The following is an 11,670-nucleotide window of genomic DNA, read 5'->3' on the forward strand; positions in this document are numbered from 1 at the left end:
TCACTCGCCTCCTACGAGGGCGCCGGGGGCGCCGCTGGTGTACAGGGCGTGATAGTGGGTGCCCGGGGTCAGGAGTTCGTGGTGGGTGCCGCTCTGGACGATCCGTCCGCGGTGCAGCACGTGGATCCGGTCGGCGGCGTGGACGGTGGAGAGCCGGTGGGCGATGACGACCTGGGTGACGCCGAGCCGCTCGGTGAGCGCGGTGACGCGACGTTCGTTGACGGAGTCCAGGGCGGACGTCGCCTCGTCGAGCAGGAGGAAGGAGGGCCGTCGCAGCAGGGCGCGGACGAGGGCGATCCGTTGGCGCTGGCCGCCGGAGAAGTTGGTGCCCATCTCGGCGACCAGGGTGTCGAGTCCCATGGGGAGGTCGTCGAGGAAGCCGAGGAGGCCCGTGGTGCGGCAGAACTCCTCGGCTTCGGCGCGGGAGACGTCCAGGCCGAGGGTCAGGTTCTCCAGGATGGTCCGGTTGTGCAGGTGGACTTCCTGGGGGATGTAGCCGATGCGGCGGCGCAGTTGGTCCCGGGGGTATTCGCTCAGGGCGTGGCCGCCGAGCCGTACGGTGCCGCGCGTCGGCTCGTACAGCCCGCAGACGACCCGGCCGAGGGTGCTCTTGCCGGAGCCCGAGGCGCCGACCAGGGCGATCCGCGAGCCGGGCGCCACTTCCAGGTGGACGTCGGCGATCACGTCCGTGCCGTCGCGGGTGTAGCGGAACGAGACGCCGTCGAGCCGCAGGACGGCCGCCCCGGGCACCGGTCGGGTGCCGCCGGGCGGCTCGGGGGGCGTTTCGTTGATGTCCTTGAGCCGGGCCATGTGCCGGGTCGCCTCGGTGAATTCGATGTACGTCTGGAAGACGGAGCCGGCGAGCGCGAAGCAACTCGCCGAGACCGCCTGGACCGCGATGGCGGCGCCGAGGGAGATGCGTCCCTGGCCCACCAGGCTGAGCCCGGCGAAGAGCATGACCACCGGCCCGAAGAGCTGGAGGGCGCCGCTGATGCCCATGATCCGGCCCTGTTGGAGGCGCATCCGGGTCCGCATGGCGTCGAGGGAGGCGTCGTAGACGTCGCCCCAGTCCTTGAGGAACCGCTCCGCGTACCCGCCCATTTTGATCGTCGGCATGGACACGATGGCGTCGAGTTGGGCGGACTGGCTGCGGCTGAGCCAGTTGATCTCGGCGTCGACGGCTTCCTGGACGCGGGTGCGGGTCAGGGCCAGATAGCCGGCGTTGCCGAGGAACAGCAGGGTGGCGATCGAGCCGAGCCGCCATTCGACGGTGAACAGGTAGATCGACACGCAGAGCAGGGTCCCCAGGTCCAACGCGCCCTGGACGGCTCGGGAGGACAGCAGGTCCCGGACCATGTTGACGCTGTTGAGCCGGAACAGCAGCTCGCCCGGGGAGCGGGTGGAGAAGACGGAGAGCGGCAGGGAGAGCAGCCGTCGGAAGGTGTGCGTCATCAGGTGCCGCCCGAGGAGCGTGACCACGGTGGACAGCAGGACGACCCGCACGAGTTGGATCGCGCAGTGGGCGGCGGCGGCCACCAGGATCAGGGCGAGGACGACGGCGAGTCCGTCCGTGCCGCCGCCCCACCGGGTGTACTGGTCGACGCCCCAGCGGGTGAGGAGCGGGATGCCGAGGACGGCGCCGTACCCGCCGAGCGTGAGCAGGGCCACCGCCGCCAGCCTTCGGCGCGAGCCCGCCGCGAGGAGGGGTAGCCCCCGCCACTCGTGCAGCGGCCTGGGGCGCAGCCGGGTGAAGTCCGCTCCGGGCTCGGCGAGCAGGGCGATCCCGCTGAAGCCCGCCTCCAGTTCGGCGCGGGACAGCCGGCGCCGGCCGACGGCGGGGTCCATCACCACGGCGCGCCGGCCGTCGAACCGTTCCAGGACCACGAAGTGGCGCTCCTCCCAGAAGAGGATCACCGGCGCGCTGAAGGTGCGCAGCAGGTCGACCCGTCCCACTCGGAAGGTGCGGACGTCCATCCCCCGGGAGCGCAGGAAGCGGCCGAGCTGGCCGGCTCCGAGCCCGTCCCGTCCGGCGTCCAGGTCCCGTCGGGCGCTCGTCACGTCTTCGGTGCGGCCGTGGAAGCGCAGGACGGACACGCAGCAGCACAGGCCGCACTCCGTCTGGGCCACCTGGCTGGTCGTCGGCACCCGGCGCGGCCGAGCGCCGGGACGAGGAAGTCTCATGTCATCTGCTCGCAGACTCGCGGAGGGAGGAAGCGGAAAGGGCGCGGGGTGAGGGCCCGTTGACCGGTTCCTCACCCCGCCCCGGTTCATGTCGTCGGCTCCGTTGCCGGTGCGGCGTCACGGGCGACGACATGGGTTAGTGCGTGTCCGCGCTCACTTGCACCAGACGCGTGCGGTGGGGCAGACGGCGTTGCTGAGCGTCGCCGAGACGCCCGGGGTCGCCGGGGTCCACGGGGTGGCCGGCGAGATGGTTCCGCCGTGGGCCTCGCCCTCGCCCAGCTCGATCAGCTCCAACTCGTCGTGGCGGCCGAGTCCGTCGTCGAACTTCTCCGTGGTCTTGTCCATCTGACTGCTTCCTTCCGTCGTGGTTCACGGACCTGTCACGGGACCGGGTCCGATCGCCGGTTCCGCCCCGGCCCTCCCCCGGATCCGCCCGCGAGGGGCGGCACCTGGGCCGGGACGCGAACCGTGCGACCGGACGCGGCCCTTGGTGCACCACCGTGCCGACGGGACCTTGCGGGGACCTCGCCGAAAACCTTGCGGGAGCCGTGGCGAGGAGGGACGAAGCCTCGCGGCGCGCGCGGGGCGGGCTCGCCGTCACCGTCCCGACAGCGTCGGCACCAGGCGGCCGGGCGGCCGGGCGGAAATTGGCTACGCCGGCGGCCGGAAAGGGCGCAGACTCGGCCCATGAGGGACATGGGGGCGTTCAGGGAAGCCGTCGCCGCGTGGGCCGCCGGTGGTCCCGGTGGACCCGCGGGCGAGTTGGCCGCGGAGTTTCGGGTGCGCACGGCGGTGTTGTTGGAGGGGCCGAGCGACGTCGCCGCGGTCGATGCGCTGGCTGCGCGCCGCGGGCGGGAGTTGGCGGCCGAAGGGGTGTGCGTGCTGCCGATGGGCGGCGCGATGAGCGTCGGCCGGTACGCCGGGCTCCTGGGCCCGCCGGGGCTGGGACTGCGGCTGACCGGGCTGTGCGACGAGGCGGAGCGTCGCTACTACGCGCGCGGCTGGGAGCGGGCGGGTGCCCAGCCGCAGGAGTTCTTCGTCTGCGCGGCGGACCTGGAGGACGAGTTGATCCGTGCGCTGGGGGTGGCGCGGGTGACGGAACTGGTCCGGACGGAGGGCGATCTGCGGCCCCTCCAGACCTTCCTACGCCAGCCCGCGCAGCAGGGCCGCCCCGCGCAGCAGCAGTTGCGGCGATTCTTCGGCACGAAGAAGGGGCGCAAGATCCATTACGGTCGGGTCCTCGTCCAGGCCCTGGACCTCGACCGGGTCCCCGCCCCGCTCGACGACCTGCTCACCGCCCTGCGACCGGTCGACGCAGCCGAGCGGCGAGCGCGGCCATGACGAGCATGAGGGCGGGCAGCACGAGCATCGCCGTGCGCAGGCCCGTCGCTTCGGTGAGGAAGCCGATGACGGGCGGACCGGCGAGGAAGCCGACGTAGCCGACCGCGGAGACGGCGGCGATGGCGGGGCCGGGACGCTCGGGGCGCAGGTCGGCGGCGTGGCTGAAGACCACGGGCACCACGGCGGCCATGCCGAGGCCCAGCAGCCCGTAGCCGACGAAGCCGGCGAAGGCGGTGGGGACGGCGACGGGGACCGCGCCGCCGACCGCGGCCACGGCGGCGCACCCCGCGGTGAAGCCGGCCGTGCCGATGCGGGAGCGCACCCGGTCGGCGGCCAGCCGGCCGATGACCATCCCGGCCGAGAAGACGGCGAAGCCGACGCCCGCCGCGCCCGCGGACGCGCCCGCCTCCTCGTGCAGGTAGACCGCGCCCCAGTCGTTCACGACCCCCTCCCCCATCAGCGCGCAGAAGCCGACGAGTCCGGGGATCCACAGCCCGGGTCCGGGCAGGGCGAGGAGCGGGCCGGGCTCCTCGCCGGACCGTGCCGCCCGATCCGCGCGCGCGGCCCGCTTCGGCTCGGGTACGAGTGCGGTCACCGCCGCGCCCGCCACCGCGCACAGCACCACCGCGGCGCCGGCGAAGTGCGGCCCGGTCCCGACGCCCGCCCAGGCCACCAGCCCGCCGACGCCCGCTCCGACGATGCCGCCGAGGCTGAACATCGCGTGGAAGCCGCCGAGCACCGGGCGCGCGTAGGCCCGTTCGATCAGCACTCCCTGGGTGTTCATGGCCACGTCGACGGCGGTGTTGCCGCAGGCGAACAGCGCCAGCGCCACCGTGAGCAGCGCGAGTCCGGGCACCAGCGCCAGGCCGACGAGGGCGGTCAGATAGGCGGCCATGCCGACGCAGAGCACCGTACGGCTGCCGTAGCGGGCCACCAGTCCGCCCATCAGTGGCAGGGCGAGGAACGCGCCGCTGCTCAACCCCACGAGGGCCACGGCGAGTTGACCGGCGGAGAGGTCGAGCCGGTCCTGCACCGCGGGGACGCGGGAGGCCCAGGTGGCGAAGGTGGCGCCGGTGACGAAGAACACCGCGCTGACGGCCAGCCGCACCGTCCTCAGACGTCGCGCCACTTCGGTCGCGGAGCCGGTCAGGACGAACCCGCTTGCCTTCGGCACGGCCATGCGGACGTACCTACCCAGCGCGCGCCGGCGCACTCCCGGCGCCGAGGGGGCGGCGCGTGAGTCAAGGGCAGGGGTTCACGGGCGACCGGGCGGCAGTGATGACGGCCGCCAGGTCCGCGCCCGCCGCCAGCAGGGCGACGGTCCGTACGGCGATCTGGTCGAGCCGTCGGCGCAGGACGCGTCGGGCCTCTTCCAGGCCGTCGAGCCGGTGCAGGGACGTCAGGGTCTCGCGCACCGCGGGGATGCCGTAGCCGGCGGCGCGGAGGGCCGCGACGATCCTGGCCGCCCGGATCGCCGGGAGGCCGTAGCGCCGGGCTCGCAGCGACGTCACCCGCTCGGGGGCCACGAGCCCTTCCTGTTCCCAGAACCGCAGGGTCGACGGACGCACGCCGAGGGCCCCGGCCAACTCCGTGATCGTCATCGCGTCGCCCGCCCCCGCGCCTTCCTGCTCGAACCCGGCCGCGTCGGCTTCGGCGGCGATCGCCTCCAGCGCCTTGAGGGCGCGCAGCGCCTCGTCCCGCTCCCGCGCGAGCCGGACGTGCGCCCCGTTGATCGCCGACGCCGCCTCCGCCGCCGTCCGGGTGGGCAACTCCGCGAGCACCCGCCGGGCCTCGACCGGCCCCACCGCGCCGGCCAGTCCCCGGTAGGCGCGCAGGGCGTGCAGATGGATCGGCGCGTAGGACCGGTATCCGTTGCTCGATCGCGCGGCCGGGGGGATGACGCCCAGCCGCTCCAGGTCGCGGACCTGTTGCAGCGAGTACCCGGTCTCGCGCGCGACGTCGGCCGTTCTCAGCGGCGTCCGCCGGGCGCTGCTCTCCGGTCCGTCCATGGAGCAACCCCACACAAGCACTTGAAGGTCACGCTTGAACCATGAGTATGGAACAGATCATCGCGACCGTGCACGGCTTCGACGGCGCGCTCGTGCTCCGCCCGACCCGCGGAGACGACTTCCCCGAGCTCGCGTGGGGCGACGCGTTCTTCTACTACGCGCCCGACGGCGAGGTGCCGCGCAACGTCCAGCCGTACGGGACGGTCGTCACCAAGGACTACCCCGACGACACCGCCTCCGACCTGGACCCGCCGGGCCGCTGGCGGGTGAACGTCCACGTCGACCGGGCGACGTTCGAGGACCTCACCGGGGAGGAGCCGCGCGACCTCGGTCACCGCGACCACGCGACTGTCGACCTCGTGCTGCCGCACCCGGTGTACGGCGCGCTCGGCTGGGTCTGCGTCGTCAATCCGGGCGTGCGGACGGGGGCCACGGTCGTGCGGCTGCTGCGCGCCGCCCACGACGCCGCCCGCGCCCGCTTCGAACGGCGCCACGGACCGGGCGGCGTCTGAGACGGAAAGCGACCTGGAACCCAAGGGATGGAGCCCAAAGAATACCCACGCCACAAAAGGCACCGCCGACACCACATGCCCCAAAATTCCTGGCGTGCGCCAGTTCGATAACGTCGCAAATCAATAAGGAACGTTGACGAGAATTCGGCTGGCTGCCACACGGTCGCGATTTCTACAGTGCATTCGACCGCAATTTCCCCAGCGAGCAGGAGGCACCGTGAAATCGACCATGAAGAACCTACTGAGGTCCTCGGCGGTCCTGGGCGGTGCGGCGCTGCTGACCGTCACCATGGCCACCTCCGCTTCGGCGACCGTGACCTTGAGCCACGGCAGCGACCGCGCCCAGGCCACGGCCTATTCGATGCGCGCCTACGACGGCGAGCGGGACGGGAACGGCGTGTACGCGGACGCCTACCTGGCGAACGGCGCCCATGTGTCCCAGTGGGACGGCAACGGCTCCGACGGCAACTGGGGCCCATGGGCCAGCTATAACTCCCGGATTGCAAAATTCCGGGTCTGCGAGGACCACAAGGGCTGTTCCGGCTGGTACAACAACCCGAGCTGATCCCGGCCAAGCAGCACCCCCGAAGGAAGCGGGCAGTCAAGGGCGACTGCCCGCTTCCTTTTATCGAGAAATTCGAACTCGATTTCCCTGCATTTCAGTTCGACATCGCTCCGGTTCGCGGTCTGCGGCACGATGGAGACGTGCCCACCGCACCACGCACCATCGAGTTGAGCGAGGACGAACTCCGGCAGATCACCGGGTACGCGGCCGACTGCGCGCGCCGGGTCCTGTCGATCTTCGAGCGGGACCGTCCCGCCGACGGCCGGCCCCGGGACGCCGTCGCCGCGGCGGACGCCTACGCCGCGGGCGGCCGGCGCACCGGGGCGCTGCGGCAGAGCGCGTGGGCGGCGCACCGGGCGGCCGGCCTCGCCGCTGCCGCCGCGTACCTCCATCCCACCGCCAGCGCCCACCAGGTGCGGCACGTGCTCGGCGCGGCAGCGCACGCGGCGCGGGCGGCGGAGTCGGCGAGCGCGGAGAACGGGCAGGGCGGCGACCAGCCCCTGGAATGGGCGCGGCGCCACGCACCGCCGGCGGTCACCGCGGTGCTGGGCCGGCTGCCGGCCGCGCCGCCCGGCGGCGGACGGGTAGGCGAGTTCCTGCGCGACCTCGACGCGGCACTGCGCGCTTAGTGCCTCCCTGCCGGACCTTGCCGGGCTCGCGTGCCCGAGCACCGCTTCCCCGGGCCTGCGGCCCGGGAGGTGCCCCCACTCCGCGTCGTCGCCGGTCGCCCGTGGCCCCCTGCGCCGTGCGGGCCCGGTGGTGCCCCCGCTGATCCAGCATGATCCGAAAGAACCCAGCCGCCGTAGCGCTGCCAGAGCATCTGTCCCTACCTGGCCGGTGGCGGGTTGTTCGCGCAGTTCCCCGCGCCTCTGATGTGCTGTCCCCGTCGCTTGTCTACGGGCTGGCGGGTGGGTTTCAGGGGCGCTGGGGTCACCCGGCGGGTCGTACGGACCAACGCTCCCGCAGGGAAACGGCGGTTGCGTCAAGAGGCGCAGGAACGCGCGCGGGGCCTCGCGGACGCGACCTCGGGTCGGCCGGTGGGAAGACGGATGGTCGTTCGGGCCGGCCGGCGGGCTGACAGAAGTCGGCAAGAGACCGGGAGTCGGACCGGCGGGGGCGGGACCATCGGCGCATGACAGAACCTGCTGCCCGCCCCGTCGGCATGGCCGCGATGACCGAGGTCTTCGACGCGGTCTACCGCGGCGAGAGCCCCTTCGGCGAGCGTCCGCCCTGGGACACCGGTGGGCCGCAACCCGCCTTCGTCGCCCTCGAAGAGGCGGGGCTCATCAGCGGCGCGGTGCTCGACTCCGGCTGCGGCAGCGGGGAGAACGCGCTCCACCTGGCCCTCAAGGGCCATTCGGTGACGGGGCTCGACCTGGCGCCGACGGCGATCGCCATCGCCCGCGACCGGGCCCGGGAACGCGGGCTGGAAGCGGCCTTCGACGTCGCCGACGCCCTCGACCTCGCCGGCTACGAGGGCCGGTTCGACACCGTCGTCGACTGTGGCCTCGCCCACACCTTCGACCCGGACCAACTACGTTCGTATGCCGCCGAGTTGCACCGCTCGTGCCGTCCCGGTGCGCTCGTCCACGTGCTCGTGATCAGCGACCGCGGCTCCACGGTGATGCAGGCGCGGCTCGCCGAAGCGATCGAGGGGATGCCGGCGAGCACCCCCGACGCCGGCACCGACGCCGACGGCGCCGAGTCCGCCCCGCCCGGCCCGCAGCGCTCCATCGACGACCTGCGCAAGGGCTTCGCCGACGGCTGGACGGTCGAGTCCCTGACCGACGCCACCATGCACGGGCTGCTGCCGTCCGCGTCGGAGCCGTTCGACATCCCCGCCTGGCTCGGCCGGTTCCGTCGCGTCTGAACGCTTCGGAGCACTCCGAAAACTACGCAGGCTCCGCAGGCCCCGAAGGTTCTGGAGGTGTTGACCCGTGAAGGTGCCCGCGGTACGCGCGCTGCTCCGTACCCTGACGTCCTCCCCGGCGCCCAACCGGGCGGCCCGGCGCACGGGTCCGCGGACCGGCGCCCCGCTCCGTCCGTCGCAGTGGGACGCGGTCGCCCAGGTGGCCTCCCGCTTCGGCGTCGTCTACTCCGGGCTCTACTGCCTGACGACGCCCCAGGTCCTGCTGAGCCTGATCGGCGGCGGGCTGGGCCACCGCCAGAAGGCGGCCGACGCCTGGGCGAAGGTCTGGGCGATCCGTCCCGTGCGGCAGTGGGTGGCCGCCCGCGTCTTCGACACGACGGTGGGCGACCACTTCGACGGCGGTGACAACCGGTACGCCTGGGTCGGGCAGTTCTGCTGGCTGACGGCAGCCGCCGCGGCCACCGGGGCCTGGTCCGCGCTCGACCGCCGCCCGCGCACCCGGGACGTGACGTCCGACGCCCGGTTCCGGCTGCTGGTGCGGATGTGCCTCGCCGGGCAGATGTTCCACTACGGCGCAGCCAAGGCAATCCCGCTCCAGTTCCAGCTCCCGCTGGCCAGGCTCGTCGAGCCGTTCGGCAACTTCACCCCGATGACCGCGCTGTGGTCGCAGACGGGCGCGTCCAAGCCGTACCAGGTCCTGTTGGGCTGCGCGGAGATCGCCGGCGGGCTGCTGCTGCTCCTGCCCAGGACGACGACGCTGGGGGCGCTGCTGTGCGCCGTGGAGCTGGCGCAGGTCCTCATCCTGAACATGACCTACGACGTCCCGGTGAAGCTGCACTCGTTCCATCTGCTGCTGCTGAGCCTGGTGCTGCTGGCGCCGGAGACGGCCCGGCTGGCCGACTTCTTCCTGTCCCGCGACGGGGTCCGGCCGGCCGCCGGCACGGAGCTGTTCCGCTCCCGCCGCGCGGACCGCGTCGCCACTGCCGCGCAGGTCGTCGCCGGGCTGTGGATGCTCGGTGCGCAGCTCCGCAACGACCGGCGGTTCTGGTCCGCCTTCGGTCCGGGGCGCGAGAAGCCGGAGCTGTACGGCATCTGGAACGTGGACGCGTACGCGTCGAACGGGCAGGACCGGCCGGCGCTGACGACCGACGGCCGGCGCTGGCGGCGGGTCGTCGTCGAGTCGGCCGACGTCGTCACCGTCCAGCACATGGACGACTCGTTCGACCTGCACCCCGCCAGCATCGACATGACCGGCCGCTCGATCACCCTGCTGAAGATGGCCGACCCGCAGTGGAAGGCGACGCTGACGCTGGCGCGCGAGGGGGACGACCGACTGACGCTGGAGGGCGACGTGGCCGGGGAGCACGTGCGGCTACGGCTGAGCCGGCTGGACCTCGACTCGCTCCCGCTCGTCGGCCGCGGCTTCAACTGGGTGCAGGAAAGCTCTTCGCTGCGGTAGGGCGTCCTTCGCCCCCGCGCCCGACGGAAGGCATCGAACCGACCCATGTCCTCGATCAACGACCACGCGACCGTCGTCGTCGGCGCCGGCCCCGCAGGGCTCACCGCCGCGCTCGTCCTCGCCAGGTACCGCCACCGGGTGGTCCTCGTCGACAGCCCGCGCGCGCCGCGCAACGACGCGTCGCAAGGCGTCCACGGCCACATCGGGCTGGACGGCGCCCCGCCAGCCGAGATCCGGGCGCGGGCCTGGCGGGAGTTGTCCCGCTACGCCACCGTGCAGCTCAAGGAGGCCGAGGTGGACGGCGTGCGCGCGACGGACGACGGCCGGTTCCGCGTCGGGCTCGACGGCGGTGACGCCGTCGAAGGCACGACGGTGGTGCTCGCCACCGGGGTCGTCGACGTCCACCCCGCCCAGGTGGAGGGGTTCGCGGAGTGCTGGGGCCGCACCGTGATCCACTGCCCGTTCTGCCTCGGCGAGGAGAACGCCGGCCGGCGCTGGGCCGCCGTGAGCGACAGCGCGGACCTCGCCGCCCTGTCGGCCGTGGCGTTCCGCCCGTGGAGCGAGGACGCCATCGCCGTCTGCGACCCGTCGACGCCGGGCCTCGACGAGGCCCGCGCCGCCGCCCGCAGCAGGGGCGGTGACGTGGTCGCGGGCACGGTGCGCAAGCTGCACCACCGGCAGGGGTCGCTGTACGCGGTCGAGTTGGCCGACGGGCGCGTGCTGGAGCGCGAGACGCTGGTGTGGACGCCGCCGCAGCGGCAGCAGCCCCTCGTCGCCCGGGCGATCGACGAGCTGAAGCTGACCGTGGACGACGGGGGCTTCCTCGCCGTCGACGAAGCCCGGTGCACCAACGTGCCCGGGCTGTACGCGGCGGGTGACCTGTCGGCCCGCTGGAAGCAGTCGTTCACCGCGGCGGCAGCGGCGGGTGCCACCGCCGCCGACGCCATCCACGCGGCGGCGGTGCTCGGCGCCGTCCACGGTTGACCGACGTCCCCCGCCGGAAGCCGGCACGTCCCGGGTCGAGCACGCCAGGGGCCTCGGGTACGTCAGGAGCGCCGAGTGCACCAAGAGCACCGGGATCCCGCAGCGCGTTCCGCGTCTCGTGCGGCCGGAAGCCCCCACGGCCTCCGGCCGCACCGCCGCGCCTGTCCCCTTGCGCGGCACCGTGCGGACCCGTCCCTCCGCGGCCTCAGACCGCGGCGTTCTCCAACAGATAGCCCCGGCCCCACACCGTACGGATCGACAGGTCGATCGGCAGGAGCCGGCGGCGCAGCCGCATGATGTGCAGATCGAGCGAGTTGCGGGTGACGGTGGGCACCCGCTCGGCGAGGCGGTGCACGAACTCGCCCCGGTACACCACCTCCCCGAAGCGCTCGATCAGTAAGTCCATCAGCTCCGACTGGGCGTTGGAGACGGTGATCGAATGGCCGCCGAAGCTCAGGGTGCCGGCCGCGTCGAGGGTGGGCACGCGCCGGCTGTTCAGCCGGTTCTGCAGGGCCCTGACCCTGGCCTCCAGGTCGTCCTTGGAGATCGGCGCGCGCACCCAGTCCTCAAAAGGGTCGATGCAGACCGGCGGTCGGGCTCCCCCCTCGACGACGAGCAGTCTCGGTACTCCTTCCCTACGACAGCGGCTTCTCAGGTCCATCTGAGCCGGCCATCTGACGAACATGACCTTGTTGTTGGCAACCCCGACGACCTTGCTGTTCAGACCCCCCACAGCACTTTCCTCCCCA

At 73.0% G+C, this 11,670-nt stretch carries 12 protein-coding genes; 7 read left to right on the forward strand and 5 right to left on the reverse strand.

What is annotated here, in order from left to right:
* Window positions 1-2,181, reverse strand: a complete 2,181-nt coding sequence (locus tag ACH4E8_RS15320) for a peptidase domain-containing ABC transporter (protein ID WP_398448178.1) — start codon at window positions 2,179-2,181, stop codon at window positions 1-3.
* Window positions 2,182-2,334: 153 nt separating this feature from the next.
* On the reverse strand, window positions 2,335-2,526 hold the full coding sequence (locus tag ACH4E8_RS15325; protein ID WP_398448180.1) for a class II lanthipeptide, LchA2/BrtA2 family: 192 nt from the start codon (window positions 2,524-2,526) through the stop codon (window positions 2,335-2,337).
* Between the two features lie 342 nt (window positions 2,527-2,868).
* Between ACH4E8_RS15325 and ACH4E8_RS15330 the strand changes: the two genes are divergently transcribed.
* The gene (locus ACH4E8_RS15330; RefSeq protein ID WP_398448182.1) at window positions 2,869-3,522 is read left to right on the forward strand and encodes a TOPRIM nucleotidyl transferase/hydrolase domain-containing protein; all 654 of its coding nucleotides are present in this window, start codon (window positions 2,869-2,871) and stop codon (window positions 3,520-3,522) included.
* On the opposite strand, the gene ACH4E8_RS15335 is transcribed toward ACH4E8_RS15330, so the two are convergent.
* Window positions 3,473-4,702, reverse strand: coding sequence for an MFS transporter (locus tag ACH4E8_RS15335; RefSeq protein WP_398448184.1), 1,230 nt, complete (start codon window positions 4,700-4,702; stop codon window positions 3,473-3,475). The two genes, ACH4E8_RS15330 and ACH4E8_RS15335, sit on opposite strands and share 50 nt — an antisense overlap.
* Before the next feature lie 61 nt (window positions 4,703-4,763).
* Window positions 4,764-5,531, reverse strand: a complete 768-nt coding sequence (locus tag ACH4E8_RS15340) for a MerR family transcriptional regulator (RefSeq protein WP_398448186.1) — start codon at window positions 5,529-5,531, stop codon at window positions 4,764-4,766.
* 47 nt (window positions 5,532-5,578) lie between these two features.
* Between ACH4E8_RS15340 and ACH4E8_RS15345 the strand changes: the two genes are divergently transcribed.
* From ACH4E8_RS15345 to ACH4E8_RS15370, 6 genes are all read left to right on the forward strand, one after another.
* Window positions 5,579-6,043 carry a DUF6194 family protein gene (locus ACH4E8_RS15345; protein ID WP_398448329.1) on the forward strand — a complete coding sequence of 155 codons (465 nt, stop codon included), beginning with the start codon at window positions 5,579-5,581 and terminating at the stop codon, window positions 6,041-6,043.
* Between the two features lie 217 nt (window positions 6,044-6,260).
* Complete coding sequence (locus tag ACH4E8_RS15350) at window positions 6,261-6,608, forward strand: hypothetical protein (protein ID WP_398448188.1); 348 nt, start codon at window positions 6,261-6,263, stop codon at window positions 6,606-6,608.
* A gap of 140 nt (window positions 6,609-6,748) precedes the next feature.
* Complete coding sequence (locus ACH4E8_RS15355; protein ID WP_398448190.1) at window positions 6,749-7,237, forward strand: putative immunity protein; 489 nt, start codon at window positions 6,749-6,751, stop codon at window positions 7,235-7,237.
* 503 nt (window positions 7,238-7,740) lie between these two features.
* Window positions 7,741-8,478 (forward strand): class I SAM-dependent methyltransferase, encoded by a 738-nt coding sequence (locus ACH4E8_RS15360; protein WP_398448192.1) that lies wholly within the window; start codon window positions 7,741-7,743, stop codon window positions 8,476-8,478.
* 67 nt (window positions 8,479-8,545) lie between these two features.
* Window positions 8,546-9,937, forward strand: a complete 1,392-nt coding sequence (locus ACH4E8_RS15365) for a DoxX family protein (protein ID WP_398448194.1) — start codon at window positions 8,546-8,548, stop codon at window positions 9,935-9,937.
* Window positions 9,938-9,982: 45 nt separating this feature from the next.
* Complete coding sequence (locus ACH4E8_RS15370) at window positions 9,983-10,921, forward strand: NAD(P)/FAD-dependent oxidoreductase (RefSeq protein WP_398448196.1); 939 nt, start codon at window positions 9,983-9,985, stop codon at window positions 10,919-10,921.
* Window positions 10,922-11,126: 205 nt separating this feature from the next.
* Here ACH4E8_RS15370 and ACH4E8_RS15375 read toward each other — a convergent pair whose 3' ends face one another.
* A complete protein-coding gene (locus ACH4E8_RS15375; protein WP_398448198.1) occupies window positions 11,127-11,654 on the reverse strand; it encodes a helix-turn-helix domain-containing protein in 528 nt (175 codons plus the stop codon).
* Window positions 11,655-11,670: the final 16 nt, after the last annotated feature.

The organism is Streptomyces sp. NPDC017979 (assembly GCF_044328175.1).
Classification (GTDB): domain Bacteria; phylum Actinomycetota; class Actinomycetes; order Streptomycetales; family Streptomycetaceae; genus Streptomyces.

Excerpts from the sequence above, each read along its gene's own strand:
- ACH4E8_RS15360 (WP_398448192.1), top strand. The coding sequence starts at position 7,741 with ATGACAGAACCTGCTGCCCGCCCCGTCGGCATGGCCGCGATGACCGAG.
- ACH4E8_RS15345 (WP_398448329.1), top strand. The coding sequence starts at position 5,579 with ATGGAACAGATCATCGCGACCGTGCACGGCTTCGACGGCGCGCTCGTG.
- ACH4E8_RS15340 (WP_398448186.1), bottom strand. The coding sequence starts at position 5,531 with ATGGACGGACCGGAGAGCAGCGCCCGGCGGACGCCGCTGAGAACGGCC.
- ACH4E8_RS15330 (WP_398448182.1), top strand. The coding sequence starts at position 2,869 with ATGAGGGACATGGGGGCGTTCAGGGAAGCCGTCGCCGCGTGGGCCGCC.
- ACH4E8_RS15335 (WP_398448184.1), bottom strand. The coding sequence starts at position 4,702 with ATGGCCGTGCCGAAGGCAAGCGGGTTCGTCCTGACCGGCTCCGCGACC.
- ACH4E8_RS15320 (WP_398448178.1), bottom strand. The coding sequence starts at position 2,181 with ATGAGACTTCCTCGTCCCGGCGCTCGGCCGCGCCGGGTGCCGACGACC.
- ACH4E8_RS15370 (WP_398448196.1), top strand. The coding sequence starts at position 9,983 with ATGTCCTCGATCAACGACCACGCGACCGTCGTCGTCGGCGCCGGCCCC.
- ACH4E8_RS15325 (WP_398448180.1), bottom strand. The coding sequence starts at position 2,526 with ATGGACAAGACCACGGAGAAGTTCGACGACGGACTCGGCCGCCACGAC.